The organism is Kitasatospora sp. NBC_01246 (assembly GCF_036226505.1).
Lineage (GTDB): Bacteria > Actinomycetota > Actinomycetes > Streptomycetales > Streptomycetaceae > Kitasatospora.
The window spans coordinates 4,872,871-4,897,198 of the sequence record NZ_CP108484.1 but is presented as its reverse complement, the minus strand read 5'-3'; the positions used below and the strand labels follow the sequence as shown (position 1 = coordinate 4,897,198).

The 24,328-nt window shown below is 73.1% G+C and carries 23 protein-coding genes and 1 riboswitch; of the genes, 9 read left to right on the top strand and 14 right to left on the bottom strand.

Features of this window, described 5'->3' with window-relative positions:
- Nucleotides 1-101: 101 nt before the first annotated feature.
- Both OG618_RS21490 and OG618_RS21485 read left to right on the top strand, forming a co-directional pair.
- A complete protein-coding gene (locus tag OG618_RS21490) occupies nucleotides 102-512 on the top strand; it encodes a hypothetical protein (RefSeq protein ID WP_329489158.1) in 411 nt (136 codons plus the stop codon).
- A gap of 82 nt (nucleotides 513-594) precedes the next feature.
- The gene (locus OG618_RS21485) at nucleotides 595-2,232 is read left to right on the top strand and encodes a DNA repair helicase XPB (RefSeq protein WP_329489157.1); all 1,638 of its coding nucleotides are present in this window, start codon (nucleotides 595-597) and stop codon (nucleotides 2,230-2,232) included.
- A gap of 13 nt (nucleotides 2,233-2,245) precedes the next feature.
- On the opposite strand, the gene OG618_RS21480 is transcribed toward OG618_RS21485, so the two are convergent.
- Nucleotides 2,246-2,440, bottom strand: a complete 195-nt coding sequence (locus tag OG618_RS21480) for a hypothetical protein (RefSeq protein WP_329489156.1) — start codon at nucleotides 2,438-2,440, stop codon at nucleotides 2,246-2,248.
- Nucleotides 2,441-2,738: 298 nt separating this feature from the next.
- Between OG618_RS21480 and OG618_RS21475 the strand changes: the two genes are divergently transcribed.
- Nucleotides 2,739-4,790 carry a HelD family protein gene (locus OG618_RS21475; RefSeq protein WP_329489155.1) on the top strand — a complete coding sequence of 684 codons (2,052 nt, stop codon included), beginning with the start codon at nucleotides 2,739-2,741 and terminating at the stop codon, nucleotides 4,788-4,790.
- Nucleotides 4,791-4,896: 106 nt separating this feature from the next.
- On the opposite strand, the gene OG618_RS21470 is transcribed toward OG618_RS21475, so the two are convergent.
- The 3 genes from OG618_RS21470 to OG618_RS21460 are packed head-to-tail and all read right to left on the bottom strand — an operon-like array spanning nucleotide 4,897 to nucleotide 6,924.
- The gene (locus OG618_RS21470; RefSeq protein WP_329489154.1) at nucleotides 4,897-5,583 is read right to left on the bottom strand and encodes a copper homeostasis protein CutC; all 687 of its coding nucleotides are present in this window, start codon (nucleotides 5,581-5,583) and stop codon (nucleotides 4,897-4,899) included.
- Nucleotides 5,584-5,638: 55 nt separating this feature from the next.
- A complete protein-coding gene (locus OG618_RS21465; RefSeq protein ID WP_329489153.1) occupies nucleotides 5,639-6,580 on the bottom strand; it encodes a hypothetical protein in 942 nt (313 codons plus the stop codon).
- Nucleotides 6,577-6,924 carry a PadR family transcriptional regulator gene (locus tag OG618_RS21460; protein ID WP_329489152.1) on the bottom strand — a complete coding sequence of 116 codons (348 nt, stop codon included), beginning with the start codon at nucleotides 6,922-6,924 and terminating at the stop codon, nucleotides 6,577-6,579. The genes OG618_RS21465 and OG618_RS21460 overlap by 4 nt, the downstream gene beginning before the upstream one ends.
- A gap of 90 nt (nucleotides 6,925-7,014) precedes the next feature.
- On the opposite strand from OG618_RS21460, the gene OG618_RS21455 reads away from it, so the two are divergent.
- Nucleotides 7,015-7,668, top strand: a complete 654-nt coding sequence (locus OG618_RS21455; protein WP_329489151.1) for an HD domain-containing protein — start codon at nucleotides 7,015-7,017, stop codon at nucleotides 7,666-7,668.
- Between the two features lie 127 nt (nucleotides 7,669-7,795).
- Here OG618_RS21455 and OG618_RS21450 read toward each other — a convergent pair whose 3' ends face one another.
- The 5 genes from OG618_RS21450 to thrC form a co-directional block, all read right to left on the bottom strand.
- Complete coding sequence (locus OG618_RS21450; RefSeq protein ID WP_329489150.1) at nucleotides 7,796-8,161, bottom strand: hypothetical protein; 366 nt, start codon at nucleotides 8,159-8,161, stop codon at nucleotides 7,796-7,798.
- Between the two features lie 100 nt (nucleotides 8,162-8,261).
- A complete protein-coding gene (groL, locus tag OG618_RS21445) occupies nucleotides 8,262-9,884 on the bottom strand; it encodes a chaperonin GroEL (RefSeq protein WP_329489149.1) in 1,623 nt (540 codons plus the stop codon).
- A 415-nt stretch (nucleotides 9,885-10,299) separates the two neighbouring features.
- Nucleotides 10,300-10,503, bottom strand: coding sequence for a cold-shock protein (locus OG618_RS21440; protein ID WP_030289665.1), 204 nt, complete (start codon nucleotides 10,501-10,503; stop codon nucleotides 10,300-10,302).
- A gap of 603 nt (nucleotides 10,504-11,106) precedes the next feature.
- Nucleotides 11,107-11,385, bottom strand: coding sequence for a ubiquitin-like small modifier protein 1 (locus OG618_RS21435; protein WP_329489148.1), 279 nt, complete (start codon nucleotides 11,383-11,385; stop codon nucleotides 11,107-11,109).
- A 61-nt stretch (nucleotides 11,386-11,446) separates the two neighbouring features.
- Nucleotides 11,447-12,733 (bottom strand): threonine synthase, encoded by a 1,287-nt coding sequence (gene thrC, locus OG618_RS21430; protein WP_329489147.1) that lies wholly within the window; start codon nucleotides 12,731-12,733, stop codon nucleotides 11,447-11,449.
- A 17-nt stretch (nucleotides 12,734-12,750) separates the two neighbouring features.
- Nucleotides 12,751-12,883, bottom strand: a riboswitch (SAM riboswitch).
- A gap of 149 nt (nucleotides 12,884-13,032) precedes the next feature.
- On the opposite strand from thrC, the gene OG618_RS21425 reads away from it, so the two are divergent.
- The gene (locus OG618_RS21425) at nucleotides 13,033-14,100 is read left to right on the top strand and encodes a glucosyl-3-phosphoglycerate synthase (RefSeq protein WP_329489146.1); all 1,068 of its coding nucleotides are present in this window, start codon (nucleotides 13,033-13,035) and stop codon (nucleotides 14,098-14,100) included.
- 47 nt (nucleotides 14,101-14,147) lie between these two features.
- Entirely contained in the window at nucleotides 14,148-15,617 is a 1,470-nt protein-coding gene (locus OG618_RS21420; protein WP_329489145.1) for an alpha,alpha-trehalose-phosphate synthase (UDP-forming), read from the top strand.
- A gap of 49 nt (nucleotides 15,618-15,666) precedes the next feature.
- Here OG618_RS21420 and otsB read toward each other — a convergent pair whose 3' ends face one another.
- Entirely contained in the window at nucleotides 15,667-16,536 is an 870-nt protein-coding gene (gene otsB / locus OG618_RS21415) for a trehalose-phosphatase (protein ID WP_329489144.1), read from the bottom strand.
- Nucleotides 16,537-16,623: 87 nt separating this feature from the next.
- Nucleotides 16,624-16,863, bottom strand: a complete 240-nt coding sequence (locus OG618_RS21410) for a DUF3263 domain-containing protein (protein ID WP_329489143.1) — start codon at nucleotides 16,861-16,863, stop codon at nucleotides 16,624-16,626.
- 104 nt (nucleotides 16,864-16,967) lie between these two features.
- Between OG618_RS21410 and OG618_RS21405 the strand changes: the two genes are divergently transcribed.
- Nucleotides 16,968-17,312, top strand: coding sequence for a cupin domain-containing protein (locus OG618_RS21405; RefSeq protein ID WP_329489142.1), 345 nt, complete (start codon nucleotides 16,968-16,970; stop codon nucleotides 17,310-17,312).
- A gap of 31 nt (nucleotides 17,313-17,343) precedes the next feature.
- On the opposite strand, the gene OG618_RS21400 is transcribed toward OG618_RS21405, so the two are convergent.
- Nucleotides 17,344-18,615 (bottom strand): extracellular solute-binding protein, encoded by a 1,272-nt coding sequence (locus OG618_RS21400; RefSeq protein WP_329489141.1) that lies wholly within the window; start codon nucleotides 18,613-18,615, stop codon nucleotides 17,344-17,346.
- Between the two features lie 311 nt (nucleotides 18,616-18,926).
- On the opposite strand from OG618_RS21400, the gene OG618_RS21395 reads away from it, so the two are divergent.
- On the top strand, nucleotides 18,927-19,874 hold the full coding sequence (locus tag OG618_RS21395) for an ROK family protein (RefSeq protein ID WP_329489140.1): 948 nt from the start codon (nucleotides 18,927-18,929) through the stop codon (nucleotides 19,872-19,874).
- Entirely contained in the window at nucleotides 19,871-21,073 is a 1,203-nt protein-coding gene (gene nagA, locus OG618_RS21390) for an N-acetylglucosamine-6-phosphate deacetylase (protein WP_329489139.1), read from the top strand. Before OG618_RS21395 ends, nagA begins: the two co-directional genes overlap by 4 nt.
- 67 nt (nucleotides 21,074-21,140) lie before the next feature.
- On the opposite strand, the gene OG618_RS21385 is transcribed toward nagA, so the two are convergent.
- Entirely contained in the window at nucleotides 21,141-22,163 is a 1,023-nt protein-coding gene (locus OG618_RS21385) for a hypothetical protein (RefSeq protein WP_329489138.1), read from the bottom strand.
- 174 nt (nucleotides 22,164-22,337) lie between these two features.
- Nucleotides 22,338-24,137, bottom strand: coding sequence for a GGDEF domain-containing protein (locus tag OG618_RS21380; RefSeq protein WP_329489137.1), 1,800 nt, complete (start codon nucleotides 24,135-24,137; stop codon nucleotides 22,338-22,340).
- Nucleotides 24,138-24,328 lie beyond the last annotated feature (191 nt).

Sequence of the window (24,328 nt, the reverse complement as noted above, 5' to 3'; positions counted from 1 at the left end):
CCCGCACAACGACCGACCGGTCCACCGGTCACTGCCCGCGGTTGACGAGCCGGTCGCACCCGGCGTACTCCGGAAGGTGGGGGCTCGCGAAGGGAGTCATCGTGCTCGGCAACCGGATAGTCACGCAGACCACCAGGGACACCGGCCGGCGGGTGCTGGCCACCACGGACGGCATCCATCCCGTGGTCGAGGTCTCGTTCGAGGCGACCGGCGACGTCCTCGGCGTCGGGGTCAGGGAGTTCGCCACCTACGAGTCGCAGCTTCGCTCGGACGGCACGCTGTTCGGCGAGGGCCAGGGCGTGGGCATGAGCGAGCGCGGCGAGGGCTACAGCTGGCACGGCAGCGGCATCGGCCGCTTCACCGGCCCCGGCGGCGCCATGGCGTGGCGCGGCGCGATCTTCTTCGAGAGCCAGTCCGAGTCCTTCGCCCAGCTCAACGACACCGTCGGACTCTTCGAGTACGACACCGACGGCAGCGGCACCGGCAAGGTCACCGTGCACGAGTGGAAGTAGCCCTCCGGGTTCGCGGCGGAATGCGCGACACTGGAGGGTCTGCGTCCCTGCAGACCTGTCAGCCAGTGGAGGGCTTCCCCGCGTGAACGACGGACCGCTCATCGTCCAGAGCGACAAAACTCTTCTTCTGGAGATCGACCACCCCAGGGCCTCCGACTGCCGTCGCGCCATCGCGCCGTTCGCCGAGCTGGAGCGCGCGCCCGAGCACGTGCACACCTACCGGGTGACCCCGCTCGGGCTGTGGAACGCCCGTGCCGCCGGGCACGACGCCGAGCAGGTGGTCGACGCCCTGGTCAACTTCTCCCGCTACCCGGTGCCGCACGCGCTGCTGGTGGACGTGGCCGACACGATGGCCCGCTACGGCCGGCTCAAGCTCACCAAGCACCCCGTCCACGGGCTGGTGCTCTCCACCACCGACCGGCCGGTGCTGGAGGAGGTGCTGCGCTCCAAGAAGATCGCCCCGCTGGTCGGCGCCCGGATCGATCCGGACACCGTCGTCGTGCACCCCTCCGAGCGCGGCCAGATCAAGCAGGTCCTGCTCAAACTCGGCTGGCCCGCCGAGGACTTCGCCGGGTACGTGGACGGCGAGGCGCACCCGATCGAGCTGGACCAGAACGGCTGGCAGCTGCGCCCCTACCAGGCCCAGGCCGTCGAGGGGTTCTGGCACGGCGGCTCGGGGGTGGTCGTGCTGCCCTGCGGCGCCGGCAAGACGCTGGTCGGCGCGGCGGCGATGGCCGAGGCCAAGTCGACCACCCTGATCCTGGTCACCAACACCGTCTCGGCGCGGCAGTGGAAGCACGAGCTGGTCAAGCGCACCTCGCTCACCGAGGACGAGATCGGCGAGTACAGCGGGACGCGCAAGGAGATCCGCCCGGTCACCATCGCCACCTACCAGGTGATGACCACCAAGCGGAAGGGCGTCTACGCCCACCTCGAACTCTTCGACGCCCGCAACTGGGGCCTGGTCGTCTACGACGAGGTCCACCTGCTGCCCGCGCCGGTCTTCAAGTTCACCGCCGACCTCCAGGCCCGCCGCCGGCTCGGCCTGACCGCCACCCTGGTCCGCGAGGACGGGCGCGAGGGCGACGTCTTCTCGCTCATCGGCCCCAAGCGCTTCGACGCGCCCTGGAAGGAGATCGAGGCGCAGGGCTACATCGCGCCCGCCGACTGCTGCGAGGTCCGGGTCACCCTCACCGACTCCGAGCGGCTCTCCTACGCGACCGCCGAGCCCGAGGAGCGCTACCGGTTCTGCGCCACCACGGCGACCAAGCGCCGGGTGGTGGAGGCGCTGGTGAAGAAGCACGAGAAGGACCAGACCCTGATCATCGGCCAGTACATCGACCAGCTCGACGAGCTCGGCGAGGTGCTGGACGCCCCGGTGATCAAGGGCGAGACCAGCAACGCCCAGCGGGAGAAGCTCTTCGAGGCCTTCCGCACCAAGGAGATCAGCGTCCTGGTCGTCTCCAAGGTCGCCAACTTCTCCATCGACCTGCCCGAGGCGACCGTCGCCATCCAGGTCTCCGGGACCTTCGGCTCCCGCCAGGAGGAGGCCCAGCGGCTCGGCCGCGTCCTGCGCCCCAAGGCGGACGGGCACTCGGCGCACTTCTACTCGGTGGTGGCCCGCGACACCGTCGACCAGGACTTCGCCGCCCACCGCCAGCGCTTCCTGGCGGAGCAGGGCTACGCCTACCGCATCATCGACGCGGACGACGTGCTGTAACTCCCGGCGGCGCTCAGTACTTGACGCCGTCGCGCCCGAGGAAGACCACGCGCGCGGCGGTGTCGAGCGCGATGCCGACGTTGCGGACGGCCGTGGTCAGCGGGGAGCGGCGGTGTCCGGGGCCGACCGCGGCGGTGGCCCCGGCCGGGCGGGCGGGGGCGGACTTCTGGGACGGCACTCGCGGCGCCGTGATGTGTACGGTGCTCATGTGTTCCACGGTAGTTTCCGCCCGCCCGAAGCACATCACCCCAAAGGCCGTACCGGGCAGGACGTAGGTCGTCCTCCAGGTGTACGCAGGCCCTGAGGGCCCCGGAGGGGGAACGGGGTGGAACCCCGAGGCCGCCGGGTCTAGGATCACTCGTCTGCCCCCTCCCGAACCGTGGTACCTGCTGAGTCGCGCAGGCAGCCGGGGGAGGCGCCGACCGCACGGCAACCGGTCGGCTGTATCCACCGTGAGCTCCAACGATCCGCTGCGCCCGTCTCCGGGGCAGCCGGGAAGGTTCGCTGTGCCCGCCACCCCCACCACCGACCCCCTCCAGCGCGAACGCGACCACCTGGCCGCCTCCCGGGCCGCGCTGCGCGCGATGCGCGAGGACGTCGAGTCCCTGGACATCAGCGACGTGACCGGCACCTGGGTCACCGCCGTCGTGCTCCAGAACCAGATCGAGGCCCGGATCGCCGCCCTGGCCGACCTCTCGCACACCCCGCTGTTCTTCGGCCGCCTCGACTACCTGCACGCGATCAGCGAGGACCTCTCCGAGGGCTCCGGCGGCGAGAACTTCTACATCGGCCGCCGCCACGTCCACGACCACGACGGCGACCCGATGGTGATCGACTGGCGCGCGCCGGTCTCCCAGCCGTTCTACCGGGCCAGCCGCACCGCGCCGATGGACGTCGAGCGCCGCCGCCGCTTCGGCTACACCGGCGGCGAGCTGACCGCCTACGAGGACGAGCACCTCACCGACCCGGCCGAGACGGACACCTCCTCCGCGCTGCTCGCCGCCGAGATCGAGAAGCCCCGCGTCGGCCCGATGCGCGACATCGTCGCCACCATCCAGCCCGAGCAGGACGAGATCGTCCGCGCCGACATCACCGGCACGGTCTGCGTCCAGGGCGCCCCCGGCACCGGGAAGACCGCCGTGGGCCTGCACCGCGTGGCCTACCTGCTGTACGCGCACCGCGAGCGGCTCGCCCGCACGGGCACCCTGGTGATCGGCCCCAACAACGCCTTCCTCTCCTACATCGAGCAGGTGCTGCCCGCCCTCGGCGAGCTGGAGGTGGCCCAGGCCACCGTGCAGCAGCTGGTGGCGCACGTGGAGGTGCGCGGCGAGGACACCGCGGAGGCGGCCCGGCTGAAGGGTGACGCCCGGATGGCCGAGGTGCTGCGCCGGGCCGTGCGTTCGGGCATCACCGCGCCCACCGAGCCCTGCGTGGTGGTCCGCGGCTCCCGCCGCTGGCGCGTGCCGGTGTACGAGCTCGCCGAGATCGTCGAGGAGCTGACCGCCCGCGACATCCGCTACGGCGCGGCTCGGGAGGCCCTGCCCCAGCGGATCGCGCACGCCGTGCTGCTGAAGATGGAGCAGGGCGGCGAGGCGCCGGACGACCGGGTGCAGGACGCGGTGGCCCGCAACGCGGCGGTGAAGGCGACGGTCAAGGAGTGCTGGCCGCCGGTCGATCCGGCCAGGCTGGTGCACCGGCTGCTCTCCGACCCGGAGTTCCTGGCGCGGTGCGCGGAGGGCGTCCTCACCCCCGAGGAGCAGCGCACGGTGCTCTGGTCCAAGCCCGGCCGCTCGGTGCGGACCGCCCGCTGGACGCCGGCCGACGCCGTCCTGGTGGACGAGGCCACCGACCTGGTCCAGCGCACGCCCTCGCTCGGCCACGTGGTGCTTGACGAGGCCCAGGACCTCTCCCCGATGCAGTACCGCGCCGTCGGCCGCCGCTGCACCACGGGCTCGGCGACCGTCCTCGGCGATCTCGCCCAGGGCACCACCCCCTGGGCGACGGCGAGCTGGCCGGACGCGCTGCACCACCTGGGCAAGCCGTCCGCTCACATCGAGGAGCTGACCAAGGGCTTCCGCGTCCCCGAGGAGGTCATCGCCTACGCCTCCCGGCTGCTGCCCGCGATCGCCCCCGGTCTCGCCCCCGCGACGTCCGTGCGCGCGGCGCCCGGCTCGCTGACGATCACCCGCGTCCCGGACGACGGGCTGGAGAAGGCGGTCGTCGAGGCCTGCCACCGGGCCCTGGAGCACGAGGGCTCGACCGGTCTGATCGCCGCCGACGCGCGCGTCCCGCTGCTCGCCGCGGCACTCACAGCGGCCGGCCTGCCGTTCCTCTCCCCCGGCGCCGAGACCAGCGCCGAGGCCCGGCTGACCCTCGTCCCGGCCTCGCTGGCCAAGGGTCTGGAGTACGACTACGTGGTGCTGGACGAGCCGGCCGCGGTGGTCGCCGGCGAGCCGGACGAGCGGACCGGCCTGCGCCGCCTGTACATGGCGCTGACCCGTGCCGTCTCCGGGCTGACGGTGCTGCACGCCGAGCCGCTGCCCGACCGGCTGGGCTGACCGCGCCGGGCCCGGGACGCGCGAAAGGGGACCGGCGGTATCCGCCGGTCCCCTTCGCGCGTCGAGTCGCGGACCGCCGATCGCTCAGCTGTCGGCGCTCTCACGCTCAGCCATCGATCAGGGACCGCCACTCGGCGACCTTGGAGGCGTCCACGGGGGACTGCCACCCGGCGACCCGCACCGCTCCGCCGACGTGGAAGCCGTCGAAGCCCGCCGCCCGCAAACCGGGCAGGTGTTCGGCCCGCAGGCCGCCGCCGATCAGGATCCGCTGCCCGTACCCCGGCTCGCCGGCCCTGGCCAGCTCGGCCAGCAGCACCTCCCGGCCCGCGTCCACCCCGGCCACCGCGCCCGAGGTGAGGTAGGTGTCCAGCCCGGACAGCCCGCCGAGGGCCGCCCGGAGGGCGGTCCGGTCGGCGCTGTGGTCGATCGCCCGGTGGAACGTCCAGCGGCAGCCCGCCACCGCGTCGGCGACCGCCTCGGTGGCGGCGAGGTCGACGGCGCCGTCGGCCGTCAGGAAGCCGAAGACGAACTCGTCGGCGCCCTCGGCCCGCAGCGCGGCGGCCCGGGCCACCAGCTCGTCCAGGTCGCCCGGCGCGAAGCCGTCCCGGACGCGCAGCATGACGCGCAGCGGCAGCTCCACGGCGGCCCGGATCTTGGCGAAGTCCTCGACCGACGGAGTGAGCCCGTCGGCGGCCATGTCCGTGACCAGTTCGAGCCGGTCGGCGCCGCCCGACTCGGCGGCCTGGGCGTCCTGGGGCGTCAGCGCGATGACTTCGAAAATTGGTCTAGACATATCAGACAGCCTGCCACATCGCGAGGCGCCCGGCGAGGCCCGTACGGCCGATCGGTCACAGAGCCGAGCGGCGCAGACCCTCGATACCCCGCCAGCCGATCCCGGCCACCGCCACGAACGCCGCGCCGACCGCGCCGACCCCCAACAGGTTCCAGATCCCACCGGCCGACTCCCAGAGGCTGAACAGGCTGAACGAGAGGGTGAGCGGCAGCACCGCCAGCCCGATCGCCGCCGGCACCAGCCAACCGCGCGCCGCGGCGCACACCAGCAGCAGCGGAACCGCCAGCAGCAGGGCGGCCCACGGGTCGTTCATCAGGTACCGGGTGTCCCAGCCGCCCTGGGCGCTGACCACCAGCAGACCCCCGACCGCGCCCAGCGGCACCAGGGCCGCGGTCCGCCAGGTCGGCCGGCCCAGCAGGTCCCCCGGCGCGGCGAGCACCAGCAGACCGGACAGCACGAACGGCAGCGCGGAGGTGGAGCTGTAGGAGAACCACCACCAGTCGACGAACTCCACGCTCAGGACGGAGTCGGCCAGGTTCAGCAGACCGGCACCGATCACCGCGACCGACAGGACCCGGGCCGCCGTCCAGTGCCCCAGCACCGCGGCCACCGCCAGCAGCAGCGAGGCCACCGGCAGCGCGAACACGGTCAGCGCCAGCAGGACCGAGGAGTGCGCCCCCTGGATCCGCCAGGCGACCAGGTCGGGGTTGCTGACCCACGGGTAGAGGGCGGCCCCCGCGGCGGTGCCGGCCACCAGCGGAACCGCCAGCGCCAGCAGCCGCCCGGCCGCCGACGCCGAGGTCAGCCGGGCGCGCATCCGCAGGCCGTAGGCGGCGAGGTCCAGCGCCTCCCGCAGCAGGGTGGGCCGGTCCGCCTCCGCCGTGGTGTCAGCGAAGACCGCGGCCAGCTCCTCGCCGCGCTCGCGGCGGTAGCGGGCCGGGTAGAGCTGGAGCGCCGCCCGCAGGGCGACCGGCCGGTCGATGGTCTGCATGCTCACGCGAAGACCCCCCTGACCATCGAGAGCACGGCGGAGAGCCTGCGCTCGGCCTCGGAGGCGACGGCCCGCAGCCGCCCCGCCTCGGCCGCCAGCGCGCCGCGGCCGGCCGGCGTCAGCGCGTAGCTGCGCCGGGCCCGGCCGTCCACGACCTCCTCGGCGGCGACCTCGATCAGGCCCTGCTGGAGCAGCCGGTCGAGCGCGCCGTAGAGGGTGCCGGTGCGCATCTTCACCCGGCCGTCGGAGATCGCGGTGACCTCCTGGATGAGCGCGTAGCCGTGTCTGGGCGCGTCGGCCAGCGCGGTGAGCAGAAGCAGCGTCGGCTCCTGCATGGCTCGTTCTGTCATAGGACTACATATATCGTCAAACTACATATGCGTCCAGTGGCCCCGCCGGACTCCGCCCGTGCCGCGACCGGCACCCGCCAGAATGAGCCCATGCCGAACCAGCCCGCCGCCCCCGTCCCGGCCGACCTGCTCGCCGACTGGACCGCCCTGCTGCGCCGCTGCGGCGCCGGCGCCGACCCCGCGCCGTACGGCCGCGACCTGCTGGGCCGCTGGGCCGAACCGCAGCGCCGCTACCACACCACCGCCCACCTGCGGGCGGTGCTCGGCCACGTGGACGTGCTCGCCGCGCACGCCGAGGACCCGGACACCGTCCGGCTGGCCGCCTGGTTCCACGACGCCGTCTACCGCCCGGACCGCTCCGAGAACGAGGAGCGCAGCGCCGCCCTCGCCGTCCGGGCGCTCACCGAGGCGGGCCTGTCCGGGCCGCGGACCGCCGAGGTGGCCCGTCTGGTCCGGCTCACCGTCTCGCACCGCCCCGAACCCGGCGACCGGGACGGCGAGGTGCTCTGCGACGCGGACCTCGCCGTCCTCGGCGGCGACCCGCGGGCGTACGCCGCCTACGCGGCCGCGGTGCGCGAGGAGTACGCCTTCGTCCCGGAGCCGGACTTCCGCGCCGGGCGGGCCGACATCCTGCGCCGGCTCCTGGCCCTGCCCGCGCTCTACCGCACGCCCCTCGCCCGCGAGCGCTTCGACGCCGCCGCCCGGGCCAACCTGGCGGCCGAACTCGACCGGCTCGAAGGCTGACTCACTGACCGGCCGACCGGCTGACCAGCCGGCTCACTGACCGGCCGACCCGTTGACCGGCCGACCCGCCCAGGACGCGCGAAGGCCCGGCCCGGCGCACGGGGCGCCGGGCCGGGCCGGGGCAGGATCAGCCGTCGAGCCGGCCGACGGGCGCCACCACCGCCCCCGCCTTGCCGCAGACCCAGTGCGGCTCCGGCCCCAGCTCGGGCTCGACGCCCAGCGCGTGCGGGTCACCATCGGCCGCGCACGAGGTGCAGAGCGGCCAGCGGCCGTAGGCCTCCAGCAGCGCGTCCTGGACATCCTGGGCGACCAGCCCGAGCACGTACTCGGCGCCGTCCGGCCACTGCTCAAGCCACCACCGGCGGTGCGTCACGGCGTCCTCGACCAGCGACACCACGGCGGCGTCCGCCACGTCCCGCGCGGTCAGGTCGGCCAGGATCAGCGCCCGCGCGTTGTGCAGGGCGGTCTCGATGTCATCAGCGGTGGCAGCCATCCGTCCATTGTCCCAAAACGGCGCCGGACACAACGCCGCACGGGCGGCTCCCCGAGGGGAACCGCCCGTGCGATCGGGAAACGACCGATCCCGGAGGGGATCAGAAGTCCATGTCACCGCCCGGCATGCCGCCGCCGGCGGCCGCGGCGGCCTTCTCCGGCTTGTCGGCGATGACGGCCTCGGTGGTGAGGAAGAGCGCCGCGATGGAGGCGGCGTTCTGCAGCGCGGAACGGGTGACCTTCGCCGGGTCGATGATGCCCTCGGCGATGAGGTCGACGTAGGTGTTGGTGGCGGCGTTCAGGCCGTGACCGGCGGGGAGGTTGCGCACCTTCTCCACCACGACACCGCCCTCGAGGCCGGCGTTGGTCGCGATCTGCTTGATCGGGGCCTCCAGCGCCACGCGGACGATGTTGGCACCGGTGGCCTCGTCGCCCTCCAGCTCCAGCTTGTCGAACGCGACACCGGCCTGCAGCAGCGCGACGCCACCACCGGCGACGATGCCCTCCTCGACGGCGGCCTTCGCGTTGCGGACGGCGTCCTCGATGCGGTGCTTGCGCTCCTTGAGCTCCACCTCGGTGGCCGCGCCGGCCTTGATGACGGCCACGCCGCCGGCCAGCTTGGCGAGGCGCTCCTGGAGCTTCTCGCGGTCGTAGTCCGAGTCGCTGTTCTCGATCTCGGCACGGATCTGGTTCACGCGGCCGGCGACCTGGTCGCTGTCGCCGCCACCGTCGACGATGGTGGTCTCGTCCTTGGTGATGACCACCTTGCGGGCGGTGCCCAGCAGGTCGACGCCGGCGTTCTCCAGCTTGAGGCCGACCTCCTCGGAGATCACGGTGCCACCGGTGAGGATGGCGATGTCGCCGAGCATGGCCTTGCGGCGGTCGCCGAAGCCCGGGGCCTTGACGGCGACGGACTTGAAGGTGCCGCGGATCTTGTTCACGACCAGGGTCGACAGGGCCTCGCCCTCGACGTCCTCGGCGATGATGACGAGCGGCTTGCCGCTCTGCATGACCTTCTCCAGCAGCGGGAGCAGGTCCTTGACCGAGCCGATCTTGGAGTTGGCGATGAGGATGTACGGGTCCTCGAACGTCGCCTCCATCCGCTCCAGGTCGGTGGCGAAGTAGGCGGAGATGTAGCCCTTGTCGAAGCGCATGCCCTCGGTGAGCTCGAGCTCCAGACCGAAGGTGTTGCTCTCCTCGACGGTGATGACGCCTTCCTTGCCGACCTTGTCCATGGCCTCGGCGATGAGCTCGCCGATCTGGGTGTCGGCGGCCGAGATGGAGGCGGTGGAGGCGATCTGCTCCTTGGTCTCCACGTCCTTGGCCTGGGCCAGCAGCTGGTCCGAGACGGCCTGGACGGCCTTCTCGATACCGCGCTTCAGGGCCATCGGGTTGGCGCCGGCGGCGACGTTGCGCAGACCCTCGCGAACGAGCGCCTGGGCCAGCACGGTGGCGGTGGTGGTGCCGTCACCCGCGACGTCGTCGGTCTTCTTGGCGACCTCCTTGACGAGCTCCGCGCCGATCTTCTCGTAGGGGTCCTCGAGCTCGATCTCCTTGGCGATGGAGACACCGTCGTTGGTGATCGTGGGGGCGCCCCACTTCTTCTCCAGCACGACGTTGCGGCCCTTGGGGCCGAGCGTGACCTTCACCGCGTCGGCGAGCTGGTTCATGCCACGCTCAAGGCCGCGGCGAGCTTCCTCATCAAAGGCGATGATCTTGGCCATCAGAAGTGGTCCTCCGGGACACGGTCGACTGCTCGGACCAAGGGGTGCCCGCGACGGACGGCCCTGGTGTGCGGGGGTCCTTTCCCCTACCGCTCCCGGGGGCCTCACCGACCCAGTCCGCTGTCACTCTCACACTGTGAGTGCTAACGCCAATGATTAGCACTCCGGGTAGGCGAGTGCAAGCCCAATCGCCCAACCCGCGAGCCGCGTCCGCCCCCTGCGGCCGCCGTCGGCGAGCCCCCGACGGGCCGCCGACGGGCCGCCGCCGGGGTGTCCGGCACCCCCGCGCCGGACGCCGCGCGGGCCCCCGCCGGACATGCCGACGGGCCCGTACGACATGTGTCGTACGGGCCCGTCGTGAAGCAAGAGGTGCACCAGCCGAATGGGCCGAGCCGAACTCCTGGGGTCGGAAAGGTCAGACCGCGGCGCGGACCATGTCCGCCTGCGGGCCCTTCTGCCCCTGAGAGATCTCGAACTCGACCCGCTGGCCCTCCTCAAGGGTGCGGTAGCCGTCCATCTGGATCGCGCTGTAGTGGACGAAGACGTCCGCACCACCGTCGACCGCGATGAAGCCGTAGCCCTTCTCCGCGTTGAACCACTTGACGGTGCCCTGAGCCATTCCGAACTCCCCTAGTGCTGTGCTGGCCCTTCACGCGCCCGCAGGTCGCGGGCCCGGGTCTGGTTTGAGGCCGGCCCGGGGAACCCCCCCTGGGCGCAGCCGTGCACGCCACAATCGTCCGCGGAGACCACCGGAAGACCTCCGGTGAGCGGGTGATTGCGTCGACCGCGGCTGAATGTATCCGGATCGACGCCCTCTGCAACAGGGTCAACCGCTGGGAATTCCCGAGGTCCGCCAGGGGACAGGCCAGACCAAAGCGGGAGGAAATCGGCATTTCACGCCGGACATAGCGGACGAATTACTCAAATGCCTTCGAGAATTCTGACATCGGCCTGACATGTTTCACGGTCACGGCCCCGGCGCCGGTCTCAGCGGCCGGACAGACACCGGCGGTACGGGCGCGGACGGAGTTCGAGTACCGGCGCGAGGGGGGTGGCGCGGCCCTCTTCCCGGACGAGCCACACTCTACTCCCCCGGACCGCGAAATATTCCCGCCGGAATGCGGCGGGCCGCCCGCGCGTACGGAGATCGGAATTCCGTACGGGCGGACGGCCCGGTCGAAAACGGGTCGGCCGATGAAAGGCCTGGTCGGAAAGGGGCGGATCAGCAGCCGCCGGCCACCGCCGGAATGATCGAAACGCTCGCGCCGTCCTTGATCTCGGTGGCCAGGCCCTCGGCGAACCGGACGTCGTCGTCGTTCACGTAGACGTTGACGAACCGGCGCAGCTTGCCGGCGTCGTCCAGGATCCGGGCGGCGATCCCGGCGTGGTTCCGCTCCAGGTCGGCGATGACGTCGCCCAGGGTGGCGCCCTCGGCGGCCACCTCGGCGGCGCCGCCGGTGTAGGTGCGCAGGATGGTCGGGATGCGGACGGTGGCGCTCATGGGGGATCTCCTCGGGCGGTGCGGCCGGGCGGCCGGTACGGGCTGCGGGGGCGGCGGGGGGTCAGGCGGACGCGAGGCCGGCGTCGCGGAACGAGGCCAGCGTCGGGCGGATGACGGTGGTCATCCCGGAGTCGGAGACGGCGTCCAGCGTCTTCAGGCCGTCACCGGTGTTGATCGCGACGGTCTCCTTGGCCGGATCCAGCTGTCCGGTCTCGACCAGCTTCTTCAGCACGCCGACGGTCACCCCGCCCGCGGTCTCGGCGAAGATGCCCTCGGTCCGGGCCAGCAGCTTGATCGCGGCGACCACCTCGGCGTCGGTGACGTCCTCGACCGCCCCGCCGGTGCGCCGGGCGATGTCCAGCACGTAGGGGCCGTCGGCCGGGTTGCCGATCGCCAGCGACTTGGCGATGGTGTCCGGCTTGACCGGCCGGATCACGTCCTGGCCGGCCTTGAAGGCCGCCGACACCGGCGAGCAGCCCGCCGCCTGGGCGCCGAAGATCCGGTACGGCCGGTCCTCGACCAGGCCCAGCTTGATCAGCTCCTGCAGGCCCTTGTCGATCTTCGTCAGCTGCGAGCCCGAGGCGATCGGGATGACGATCTGCTCCGGCAGCCGCCAGCCGAGCTGCTCGCAGATCTCGTACGCCAGCGTCTTGGAACCCTCGCCGTAGTACGGGCGCAGGTTGACGTTGACGAAGCCCCACCCCTCACCGGCCGGGTCGCCGATCAGCTCCGAGCAGAAGCGGTTCACGTCGTCGTAGTTGCCCTCGATGCCGACCAGCTCGCCACCGTAGACACCGGCCATGACGACCTTGCCCTGCTCCAGGTCGTGCGGGATGAACACGCAGGACTTGAACCCGGCCCGGGCCGCCGCCGCGCCCACCGCGCCGGCCAGGTTGCCGGTCGAGGAGCAGGAGAGGGTCGTGAAGTGGAACGCGCGGGCCGCCTCGATCGCGCAGGCGACCACCCGGTCCTTGAAGGAGTGCGTCGGGTTGCCGGAGTCGTCCTTGACGTGCAGCTGGGCGGTGAACCCGAGCTCGCGGCCCAGGTTGTCCGCCTTCACCAGCGGGGTCCACCCCGGGTTGAGGTTCGGCTTGTCGGCCACGTCGGCCGGGACGGGCAGCAGCGGGGCGTAGCGCCAGATCGACGCCGGACCGGCCTCGATCCGCTTGCGGAGCTCCTCCGCGCCCTCGCTCCCGAAGTCGTAGGCGATCTCCAGCGGCCCGAAGCACTCCAGGCAGGCGAAGCTGGGACCGAGCGGGAACCGGGTACCGCACTCCCGACAGGACAGTGCGACGGCGGGACCGAGATCAACGGTCGCGGGGGCGGCTGCGGCGGTGTCGATAGCCATGATGGCGGAGGCCTCTCTCCTCATCTTCCCCGTGACGCGGGCGCGCCACAGGCCGGAATTGGCACCTGTCCCGCCGGGGCCGGAGGCCTGCCGTGCGAGAAGGTTGCCGGGACGTCAACGGGCCGTTCCCTCAGTCCCTCTGGATGAGCTCTGTGAAGTTGTGGTCCTGCTCAGCGGCGACCCCGGCGTGCGAAGGTCCGATCGCTGTACGAAGACTGTATCCGAAGGCGTCAACCCTGAACGGGACCGTCCGCCACGCGAGATGCCCCGTCCCACCCCGATCCGTCGAGGAGAGTTCCGTGCCCGCCGAACCGACACCCGCGCTCCTCCCGAAGGCGGCGTCCTGGCTGCGCCGCCGCTCCTGGAGCGCGGCCGACCGCCCGGTGGGCGCCCTGCTGGCGGCCAAGCAGGCGGCGGGTCGGGCCGGCACCGTCAGCGTGGTGCTGCCCGCCCTGGACGAGGAGGCCACCGTCGGCGACATCGTCCGCACCGTGCGCCGCGAGCTGATGGAACGCCTGCCCCTCGTCGACGAACTCGTCGTCGTCGACTCCGGCTCCGTCGACGGCACCGCCGCCGCGGCCGCCGAGGCCGGCGCCCGGGTCGTCCACCGCGACGACATCCTGCCCCGGCTGCCCGCCTCCCCCGGCAAGGGCGAGGTGCTCTGGCGCTCGCTGCTGGTCACCAGCGGCGAGATCGTCTGCTTCGTCGACGCCGACCTGCGCTCCTTCGACCCCGCCTTCGTCTCCGGCATCATCGGCCCGCTGCTCACCGAGCCGGACATCCAGCTGGTCAAGGCCATGTACGACCGGCCGCTCGAAGTGACGAACGGCTCCGGTTCCGGCGACGCCGCCGTGGTCCCCTCCGGCGGCGGACGGGTCACCGAGCTGGTCGCCCGCCCCCTGCTCAACCTGCACTGGCCGGAACTCGCCGGTTTCGTCCAGCCGCTCGGCGGCGAGTACGCGGCCCGCCGCTCGCTGCTCGAACGGCTGCCGTTCCCCACCGGCTACGGCGTCGAGCTCGGCCTCCTGGTGGACGCCCTGGAGCTCGCCGGCCTGGACGCCCTCGCCCAGGTGGACGTCGGCGTACGCCACCACCGCCACCAGGACAGCCAGGCGCTCGGCCGGATGGCCGCCACCATCTACCGCACCGCCCTGGAACGCCTGGACCGGACCCACCGGCTGAAGGCCTCCGCCGACCTGGTCCACCCGCTGCTCACCCAGTTCACCCGGGACCCGCGCACCGCGGCCGGGCCCCCGGCCGGCGGCGCCGCCATCTTCACCCCGCACACCCATGCGATCACGGCGGAGGAACGGCCCCCGATGCACACCGTCCCGGAGTACGCCGCCCACCACGGCCACCAGGCCTGACGCCGGACGGGGGTTTGCCGACCCGGGCCCACGGCAACGTACCAACCATGGGCGATCTCACGACCGAACGTTCGAGTGCGACCGGTTCCGCCACCGTACTGGTGGCCTCCAACCGGGGACCGGTGTCATTCAGTACCGCGGCCGACGGCACCCTGACCCTGCGCCGGGGCGGCGGCGGGCTGGTGTCCGGACTCTCCGCGATCGACGACCCGCATGCCGTCTGGGTCTGCGCGGCGCTCGGCGACGCCGACCGCCGGGCCGCCCGGGAGGCCCCCGACGGCCGCCTCGACCGGGCCGGCCACGACGTCGGCGGACAGGCCGTCCGGATGCTGGACATAGACCCGGAGACGTTCGCGGCCGCCTACAACGGCGTCGCCAACTCCACCCTCTGGTTCGTCCACCACCTGCTCTACGCCACCCCGACGGCCCCCTCCTTCGGCGCGGAGTTCCGCTCCGAATGGCAGTCCTACCGCGCCTACAACGCCGCCTTCGCCGAGGCCCTCGCCGCCGAGGCGGCGCCCGGGGCCGCGGTACTGATCCAGGACTACCACCTCTCGCTGGCCCCGGCCCTGCTCCGGACCGCCCGCCCCGACCTGCGCATCGGCCACTTCTCGCACACCCCGTGGGCCCCGCCCGAGTACTTCCGGCTGCTGCCGGACGACGTCGCCGAGAGCGTCCTGACCGGCATCCTCGGCGCCGACCGGGCCGCCTTCCTGACCCGCCGCTGGGCCCTCGCCTTCGCCGACTGCTGCGCGGACGTCCTCGGCGCGGACGTCGACCGCGAGGCCCTCACCGTGACGCACGCGGGCCGCACCACCCGGCTCGGCGTGCACGCCCTCGGGGCCGACGCCGACTTCCTGCGCGAGCGGTCCCACCGCCCGGACGTCGACGAGCGGCTCGCCACCCTGCGCGAGGCGGTCGGCGGGCGGCGCACCGTCGTCCGGGTCGACCGCACCGAGCTGAGCAAGAACATCGTCCGCGGCTTCCAGGCCTACCGGCACCTGCTCCGCACCCGCCCCGAGTGGCTGGACAGCGTGGTGCACATCGCCTTCGCCTACCCCTCGCGCACCGACCTCGCCGAGTACCGCGCCTACACCGCCGAGGTGGAGCGGCTCGCCGCCGAGATCAACGCGGAGTTCGGCACCGCCGACTGGCAGCCGCTGATCCTGCACGTCAACGACGACTTCCCGCGCTCCCTCGCGGCCTACCGGCTGGCCGACGTCGCCCTGGTGAACCCGATCCGCGACGGCATGAACCTGGTCGCCAAGGAGGTACCGGTGGTCTCCGACCGCGGCTGCGCCCTGGTGCTCTCCCGCGAGGCCGGCGCCCACGCGGAGCTGGCCGACGACGCCCTGTGCGTCAACCCGTACGACGTCATCGCCACCGCGGAGGCCCTGCACACGGCGCTCACCATGCCCGAGGACGAGCGGGCCGACCGCACCAAGCGCCTCGCCGCCGCCTCGACGGCGCTGCCGCCGCAGCAGTGGTTCCTCGACCAGCTGACGGCGCTGGACTGACCGCCGCCGTACCGGCCGGCGGCCCGACCGCCGGCCGGCACGGCCGACTCTAGGAGCCCTGGGCCCCGTCCCCGAGCGCCGCTCCCAGCGCCGTCAGCAGCCCCACCACGCCGGCCGGGCCGGCGACCACCAGGTCCGCCCGGTCGGCGAGCTCCCGCACCGGCGCGTCGCCGTCGACCGTGCCGCTGCACACCAGCAGGCCGGCCAGCCCCTCGCCGCGCAGCTTCTCCACGGCCGCGAAGGCCGCCACGTCCCCCAGGTCGTCCCCCGCGTAGAGCACCGCCCGGGCGCCCCGCTCGCGCAGGAACCCGGTCAGCGCGGCGCCCTTGTCCACCCCCGGCGGCCGCAGCTCCAGCACCAGCCGGCCCGGCTCCACCACCAGCCCGTGCTCGGCGGCCAGCGCCTCCACCGGGGCGCGCAGCAGCTCGAACGCCTCCTCCGGCGCCTCCGTCCGCCGGGTGTGGACGGCCAGCGAGCGCCCCTTGTCCTCCACCCACGTCCCGGCCGGCGCTCCGACCCGCGCCAGTACGCCGTCCAGCGCGGCCCGCGCCCGTGCCACTCCCGGATGCGCCGGCGGCGCCGTCAGCTCGCCGCCCTCCCAGCGCTCGGCCCCGTAGTGCCCGAGCACCACCACGCCGTCGACGCCGCCGAACCCGCCGTACTCCACCGCCAGGGCGGCCGGCCGGCCGGTCACCACCACGATCGCGCCGACCCGGGGCGCCAGCTCCGCCAGCGCGCCCGCCGCCCCCGGATGCGCCCGCGCCCGGCTCGGATCCGCCACGATCGGCGCCAGCGTCCCGTCGAAGTCGAGCGCCACCACCGCCTCCCGGGGCGCCCGGAGGATCGCCTCCAGCCCCGCCCGTCCGGCCTCGTTCCCCGGCTCCGCCATCTCCTCAAGACCCATGTCCTCAAGACCCATGTCCGGAACCTACCCAGCCTTCCGGGCCCGACCCGCCCCCGGACCCGGGAACGCCCCGGTAGCCCGAGCGGCCCGGGACCACCCGGGCTACCGGGCCGCGCGCCGCGCCTCCCGCACCCGCCGCAGCCGGTTCACCAGCACCGGCGCGTGCGCCAGCGCCGCCGGCCGGTCCAGCAGGGCGTTCAGCAGCTGGTAGTAGCGCGTGCTGGAGAGCCCCAGCTCCTCGCGGATCGCCCGCTCCTTGGCCCCGGCCGTCCGCCACTGCCGCCCTTCGAGCTCCAGCACCGCCGTGTCCCGCTCGTCGAGCCCGTCCGTCCCCGCACCCATCCGCGACCCACCTCCGTCCAGCACTACGGAGTGTCATTCTCCCCCGGCGAGGCGACACACCTTGCGCCCCCGCCGGCGTCCCCGCCCGGGCTAGCGTCACCCCCATGACGCCCAGCTTCGCCGTGCACATCCCGACCGCCGAGCTCGAACCCGACCCGCTCGACCCGGCCCAGATCGTCTCCGGCACCCCCGAGGTCTCCGGCCGCGTGCTCTCCGAGTCCCCCGACGGCCGCCAGCTGCGCGGCATCTGGCAGATCACCCCCGGCGTGGTCACCGACGTCGAGGCCGACGAGATGTTCGTGGTGCTCAGCGGCCGGGCCACCGTCGAGATCGACGGCGGCCCGACCCTGGAGGTCGGTCCGGGCGACTGCGCCGTCCTGCGGGCCGGCGACCGCACCACGTGGACGGTCCACGAGACCCTCCGCAAGGCCTACGCCATCACCCTCTGACGTCCGCACCCGCCGCCCGGCCCGGGATCCGTCACTTGCGGACCCGGGCCGCCTCCTTCACCGCGGACTCCTGGAGCCCCTCCAGCACCTGCTTGGCGTCGCCCGTCACGGCGCCGCCGATCCCCGCCTTGATCCGGTTGCTGACGTCCGCCCAGGCCGGGTCCCCGAAGGGGTAGAAGCTCGCGTTGGTCAGCCCGGCCGCGAACTGCTTGAGGTCCTCGTGCCTCCCGTCCTTGGTCACCGCGGTGAAGGCGTCTTGGGTGACCGGCAGCAGGTTGTACGTCTCGTCGAACTTGAGCTGGTTGTCCTTGGCGTACACGAAGCTGAGGAACTTGCGGATCTCGTTGCGGTGCCCGTTCGCCTTGAACGCCATCATCCAGTCGGCCACCCCGAGGCTGCCGGTCTTCGCCAGCCCGTCCTTCTTCGGGATCGGCGCCGTGCCGAAGTCGATCTTGCCCTTGGCCGCCATCCGCAGCAGCGTCGGGTGCCCGTTGAGCATCGCGACCTTCCCGGCCGCGAAGTCGGTGAACATCGGCGTGCGGTTGGTCTTCCCGGGATCGGGGTTGGTCAGCTTGGTGTCGACCAGGTTGGTGCGCAGCCAGGTGAAGGTGGCCTGGTTCTCCGTGCTGTCGATGGTGTAGTTGCCGACGTCGTCGGAGAGGCTGCCGCCACCGCTCAGCGTCCACAGCATCGACTCGGCCGGGGCCTCCTCGGGACCGAGCGGCAGCCCGTACGGCGTGACCCCCGGCACCTTGGCCTTGATCTTCTCGGCGGCCTGCCGGAGCTCGTTCCAGGTGGCCGGCGGCTGGGTGATCCCGGCCTTCTGGAAGACCGCCTTGTTGTAGAACAGCACCCGGGAGGAGGAGACGAACGGGATGCCGTACTGCGTCCCGAGCACCTGGCCGGCGTGCGCGAACGACTCCATGATGTTGGCCTGGGTCTCCAGCGAGAGGACGTCACCCGCCGGGTACAGCCGGTTCGCCACCGCCTGGTCGGCGAAGCCGCCGGTCTGCAGCAGGTCGGGCGACTTGCCGGCGGCCACCAGGTCGTCGACCCGCTTGCCGATGTCGGTCCAGCTCGTCACCTCGACGTCGATCCGGATGTCCGGGTTGGCGGCCTCGAAGCGGCGGGCGACGTCGTCCCAGTACAGCTTGGAGCTGGTGGCCGCGTCCTCGCCGTAGTCGGCCGCCACGAGCTTGAGGGTGACGGTCTTGTCGTCCTGGCCGCCGCAGCCGGTGAGCAGCAGCGCTCCGGCCAGCGCGGTGCCGAGCAGCCGGGTGGGGGCCTGGGCGCGCCTGATCAACGCGGGTACCGCCTTCGGGGGGTGAAAGGAAGCGGGGGGCCGGAGGGGGGAATCCGGCGGAGGGGAGGCGGCAACCCTGCCAAATGCGGTGCACAGTGGTCCACACCTGTGGGCCGTCCCCGCCGGGTAGTTATCGAAGTGCGGAGGTCATTGCACGATGCGCAATGAATCGGCGTGAAAACCGCCCTCTCGGGGCGGGCGCAAAGTGCCGCACACCCCATGGTTCTGCGACAAAGCTCACCTACTTTGGACCAGACCAATCCGACAACTGGACTAGACCTCTCCGACCCAGCCAAGGGAAACTGTCCTCCGTGAAGCACGTCATCGCACTCGATGTAGGCGGCACCGGCATGAAGGCCGCGCTGCTCGCCCAGGACGGCTCCGTGCTGTTCGAGGCACGCCGACCGACCGGGCGGGAGCACGGCACTGATGCCGTCGTCGCCGCCATCCTCGACTTCGCCGCCGACCTGGCGGACGAAGGTCGCAGCCGCTTCGGCGTCGCCCCGCTGGCGGCGGGCGTCGCCGTCCCGGGGACGATCGACGAGAAGAACGGCATCGCGGTCTTCTCCGCCAACCTCGGCTGGCGGGACCTCCCGATGCGCGAACTGCTGGGCGCGCGCCTGGCCGGGGCGGGCGGCACCGCGATGCCGGTCGCGCTCGGCCACGACGTGCGCTCCGGCGGGCTCGCCGAGGGCCGCCTCGGCGCCGGGCGGGGTGTGGAGCGCTTCCTGTTCGTCGCGCTGGGCACCGGGATCGCCGGCGCCATCGGCATCGGCGGCCGGATCGAGGCCGGCGCCCACGGCTACGGCGGCGAGATCGGCCACGTCGTGGTCCGCCCGGGCGGGCCGCAGTGCGGCTGCGGCGCCCGGGGCTGCCTGGAAACCCTCGCCTCCGCCTCCGCCGTCTCCCGGGCCTGGGCCGCGGCCAGCGGGGACCCCGACGCCGACGCGGCATCCTGCGCCGTCGCGGTGGACGCCGGGGACCCCCGCGCGGTCGCGGTCTGGCAGCACGCGGTGGACGCCCTCGCCGACGGCATCGTGCTCGCCCAGAGCCTGCTCGACCCGTCCACGGTGATCGTCGGCGGCGGCCTCGCCGAGGCCGGCGACACCCTCTTCACGCCCCTGCGCGCGGCGGTTTCCGAGCGGCTGACCTTCCAGATGCCCCCCGAGGTCGTACCCGCCATGCTCAAAGACACCGCCGCGTCCCTGGGCGCCGGCCTGCTCGCCTGGGATCTGCTCTCCATGGAGGTGACCGCGTGACCACCGCGCGAATCGAATCGGCGGCCCGGCCCGCGGGCATCGCCCTGGCCGGCGCCCGGCTGGTCCTGCCGGGCGGTGTCGTCGAGGGCGACCGGCTCACGGTCGAGGGCGACCGGATCGCCGGCATCACGGGCGGCGCGGCGCGGCCGGGCGATCTCGACCTGACCGGGTACACCGTCGTCCCCGGCTTCGTGGACCTGCACGTCCACGGCGGCGGCGGCGCCTCCTACGCCTCCGGGATCGCCGAGGAGGCCCTGCGGGCCGCCCGCGTCCACCTCGAACACGGCACCACCACCACGGTCGCCTCCACCGTCACCGGCGAGATCGACGAGGTCGCCCGCCAGGCCGGCGTGCTGTCCGAACTCGTCGAGGACGGCGTCCTGGCCGGCATCCACTTCGAGGGCCCGTTCATCTCCCACAACCGCTGCGGCGCGCACCGCCCCGACCTGCTGCGCGACCCGGACCCGGCGCTGGTCCGCAAGCTCGTCGACGCGGCCCGCGGCCACGCCAAGATGGTCACCCTCGCCCCCGAGCTGCCCGGCGGCCTGGAGTCGGTGCGGATGCTCGCCGACCTCGGCGTGATCGCCGCCGTCGGCCACACCGACTCGGACTACGCCAAGACCCTCGAAGCCGTCGACGCCGGCGCCACCGTCGCGACCCACCTGTTCAACGCCATGCCCGGCATCGCCCACCGCGCCCCGGGCCCGATCGTGGCGCTGCTGGAGGACGAGCGGGTCACCGTCGAGCTGATCAACGACGGCGTGCACCTGCACCCGTCCGTCCTCGACCTCGCCTACCGCACGGCCGGCGCCTCCCGGGTCGCGCTGATCACCGACGCCATGGGCGCCGCCGGGATGGGCGACGGCCTCTACCCCCTCGGCCCGCTCCAGGTCGAGGTCAAGGACGGCGTCGCGCGGCTGGTCGAGGGCGGCGCGATCGCCGGCTCGACGCTCACCCTGGACGTCGCGTTCAAGCGCTCCGTCACCGTCAACGGCCTCTCCCTGGCCGAGACCGTCGAATCGCTCAGCACCGTCCCGGCCCGCCTGCTCGGTCTCGCCGACTCGACCGGCTCGCTGGAGGCCGGCAAGAACGCCGACCTCGTCGTCCTCGACTCCGACGGCTACGACCTCGTCGCCGTCATGCGCCGGGGCGAGTGGATCACCGGCGGCGACACCTTCGCCGCCGTGCGGCCCGCCTGACACCGGACGCGCGACGGCCGCCCGCTCCCCCTCGGGAACGGGCGGCCGTTTCGCGTCCGCGCGCCGGTCAGCCGCCGTACGGCTCGACGGTCAGCTGGTCGATCAGCACCGGGCCGCCGCTCGGGTTCATGATGGCGACGGTGTTCGAGCCCGCCTGGAACTGCGGGAGTATGAACGTGGTGTACCAGGAGGACGCCGGGTCCTTGCCGGGCGAGTAGTTCTTGAGCGACAGCCCGCTCGGCCAGTCCTTGCCGTTGACCGCGGCCGAGGCCTTCACGTCGCTGCCCGCGTTGTTGAAGTGCACGGTCAGCTTGTACGTGCCGGCCGTGGCGATGTCGCCGGTCCAGCTCACGGTCGCACCCGGCTGGAGGGTCAGGTAGCTGCCGTCCGCCGACTTGGCGCCCTTGACGGTGTTGCCGGACGGGGCGTTCTGGCCCTGCAGCTGGCCCGCGTCGACGGTGGCCGGACCCGAGGTGGCGGTGGCGCCGGGCGAGGCCGTGCCGGAGGCGGACGGGCCGGCGGTGGTGGCGCTCGGGGCCGGCGGGGCCGTGGTCTGGGTGCCGCTCTTTCCGCTCTTGCCGCCGTCCGGGTCGCCGGTGGAGAGCGCTATGCCCGCGCCGATCGCGATGGCCGCGACCACCGCCACCGCGCCGATCACCGCGCCCTTGCTCCTCCCGCTGCTCGCCCGCTCCTCGCCCGGCTGCGGCCGGGAGCGCTCGGCGTACCGGGTCTGCTGGGTGGGCGCGTCGCCGCCGTACTCCAGGTGCTGCGCGGGCTGGTGCGGCACGGGCGGCTGGTGCTGCGTGGGCGCACCGCCGTACTCGGCCTGCTGCGGCGGGTACGGCTGCCCCTGCGGGTAGCCCTGCTGCGGCGGGTACGGCTGCTGGCGCTGCTGCCCGTACTGCGCACGGCCGACCTCCATCGGCCGGTTGTACGACGTACGGGGTACGCCCTGCTGCGGCTCGGCCGGCTGCGCGGCGCCGCCGCCGGCCGGACGGTAGAGGTAGCCGAAGGGATCGTCGTCCTGGGGGGCACCGCCCTCCGGGCCCTCGGGCACTCCGTTGCTGCCGGCGGTCGTCACGGTGGTCAACTCCCCATCGCGGTGGCGCCGCCGGACTTCCCTGCCCTCGGCGCACGTGGTGGTCGCTCGTACCCGGGAACCCTACCTGCCGCAGCCGATCCGCCGAAAAGACCCCTTGACAACCTGCGAGTAGCTTTCACCTCACCGCCACGGGACACCGGGCGCCCGGGCCGCCGTCCGGGTCTAACCCGCCCGGCGGTGGGAGCGTTCGCCCCGGGCCCCGCGCACCGCGCCGCCCCGGGCCCGCTTCTCGTCGTACATCCGCTCGTCGGCGGTGTGCAGCACCTCCTCGATGCTCATCCCGCAGCCGGCCCAGCCGACGCCGAGGCTGACCCCGACCCGCATCCCGCGGCCGTCGATCCGCATCGGCGGGATGATCGCGTTGCGCAGCCGGTGGGCGAGGTCCTTGGCCTCCTCGCGGCCGATGCCGTCGGCCAGCACCACGAACTCGTCGCCGCCGAGGCGCGCCACCGTGTCGCCCTCCCGGACGGCCTGGCTCAGCCGGCGGGCGACCTCGACCAGCACCGCGTCGCCCGCGTTGTGGCCGAACCGGTCGTTGATCGACTTGAAGCCGTCGAGGTCGCAGAAGAGCACCGCGAGCCCCTTGTCCGCCGCGGCCGCGCCGCCCGACCGGAACGGGCCCGACCAGACGTCCCCGCCCGGGCCGTGGTCGGCGGGGACCACCGCGTGCTCGTGCTCGCCGTAGCCGGCGGCCGCCACCGGGTAGCCGTCGGGCAGCCCGTAGCCGTGCGTCCCGCCGGTCCGCGGGTCGGCCCCGTCCAGCCCCTCGTAGGCGGCGTGCGCGCTGTAGGAGTCGACGGCGTAACCGCCGTACGCCGGCGAGTACGCCCCCTCGCCCTGTCCGGCCGGGTGTCCGGCGACGGCGCCGACCGTCTGCGGTTCGTTGCAGAGCCGCCGACCCAGCCGGGCCTTCAGCTCGGCACCGTTCGGCAGCCCGGTGAGCGCGTCGTGGCTGGCCCGGTGGGCGAGCTGGAGCTCGTGGCGCTTGCGGTCCTCGATGTCCTCGACGTGGGTGAGCAGGAAGCTCGGGCCCTCGGCCGCGTCCGCGACGATCGAGTTGCGCAGGCACACCCACTGGTATCCGCCGTCCCGGCGGGACAGCCGCAGCTCGGCCCGGCCGCTCTCGGCACTGGTGCGCTCCAGCAGGGCCCGGTCGTCGGGGTGGACGAGGTCGGCGAAGCTCTGCTGGCGCAGCACCGCGCGGGGGCGGCCGAGCAGTCGACAGAGCGCGTCGTTGACCCTGGTCAGCTGGCCGCGCCCGGCGCCGTGCAGCTCGGTGATGGCCATCCCGCTGGGCGCGTACTCGAAGGCCTGGCGGAAGCTCTCCTCGCTGGCCCGCAGGGCCTGCTGCTCCTTCTCCAGGCGGGCCAGCGCGCGCTGCATCTCGGCCCGCAGCCGGGCGTTGCCGATCGCGATGGAGGCCTGCAGCGAGAACATCTCCAGCGCCTCGCGGGTCCAGGCCCCGGGTCGCTTGCCGCTGCGCGGGCGGTCCACCGAGAGCACGCCGAGCAGGTCGCCGCCGGCGCTGTACATCGGGGCGAGCAGCCCGTCCGCGGGGTGCCAGTCGTTGGCGTAGACGGGCATCGGGCCGTCACCGATCCAGCGCGGGATGTCGCTGGCCACGGCCCAGCCGCGGTCGTAGGGCAGGAAGCGCAGGGTGCCCCAGTGGTCGCTGACGCCGAGCAGCCGGTCCCAGGACTCGCGCGAGCCGACCTGGCCCAGCAGGACGGAGGGGCCGCCCATGGCGCTCTCCTCCAGCTCCCAGACGGCCGCCACCACGAGGTCGCCGTCCGGACGGACCAGGCTGACCGCCGCGGCGTCGAATCCGAGCCCGTGGACCGCACCCTCGACCACAGCCTGCAGCGTGCCCGCCAGGCTGCGGGCAGCGTTGAGGTCCGCCACGACCCGGTGCAAGGTGCGGAGGGTCGCGAGGCGGACGTACGGCTCCGACTCGGCTTCCATGCGGGGGCTCCCCGGCTGCTTCGGATAGTTCTTGAATGGTTATCGTCCGATTGCCAGAAGAACTGAATCACAGGGAGCACAGCGTTCGGCACGCTCGGTCAGCAATAGGCCACCACTTGTGACTTAAATCACACGACACTTATGCGCCCTTAATCAGCTCATCCGCCCCATAACGGGACATAAGGCTTTAT

Coding starts and splice junctions, on each gene's coding strand:
- OG618_RS21380 (WP_329489137.1), bottom strand. CDS start 24,137: ATGGAAGCCGAGTCGGAGCCGTACGTCCGCCTCGCGACCCTCCGCACC.
- OG618_RS21480 (WP_329489156.1), bottom strand. CDS start 2,440: ATGAGCACCGTACACATCACGGCGCCGCGAGTGCCGTCCCAGAAGTCC.
- otsB (WP_329489144.1), bottom strand. CDS start 16,536: ATGGGTCTTGAGGACATGGGTCTTGAGGAGATGGCGGAGCCGGGGAAC.
- groL (WP_329489149.1), bottom strand. CDS start 9,884: ATGGCCAAGATCATCGCCTTTGATGAGGAAGCTCGCCGCGGCCTTGAG.
- OG618_RS21405 (WP_329489142.1), top strand. CDS start 16,968: ATGACGCCCAGCTTCGCCGTGCACATCCCGACCGCCGAGCTCGAACCC.
- OG618_RS21440 (WP_030289665.1), bottom strand. CDS start 10,503: ATGGCTCAGGGCACCGTCAAGTGGTTCAACGCGGAGAAGGGCTACGGC.
- thrC (WP_329489147.1), bottom strand. CDS start 12,733: ATGGCTATCGACACCGCCGCAGCCGCCCCCGCGACCGTTGATCTCGGT.
- OG618_RS21420 (WP_329489145.1), top strand. CDS start 14,148: ATGGGCGATCTCACGACCGAACGTTCGAGTGCGACCGGTTCCGCCACC.
- OG618_RS21410 (WP_329489143.1), bottom strand. CDS start 16,863: ATGGGTGCGGGGACGGACGGGCTCGACGAGCGGGACACGGCGGTGCTG.
- OG618_RS21435 (WP_329489148.1), bottom strand. CDS start 11,385: ATGAGCGCCACCGTCCGCATCCCGACCATCCTGCGCACCTACACCGGC.
- OG618_RS21460 (WP_329489152.1), bottom strand. CDS start 6,924: ATGACAGAACGAGCCATGCAGGAGCCGACGCTGCTTCTGCTCACCGCG.
- OG618_RS21470 (WP_329489154.1), bottom strand. CDS start 5,583: ATGTCTAGACCAATTTTCGAAGTCATCGCGCTGACGCCCCAGGACGCC.
- OG618_RS21455 (WP_329489151.1), top strand. CDS start 7,015: ATGCCGAACCAGCCCGCCGCCCCCGTCCCGGCCGACCTGCTCGCCGAC.
- OG618_RS21450 (WP_329489150.1), bottom strand. CDS start 8,161: ATGGCTGCCACCGCTGATGACATCGAGACCGCCCTGCACAACGCGCGG.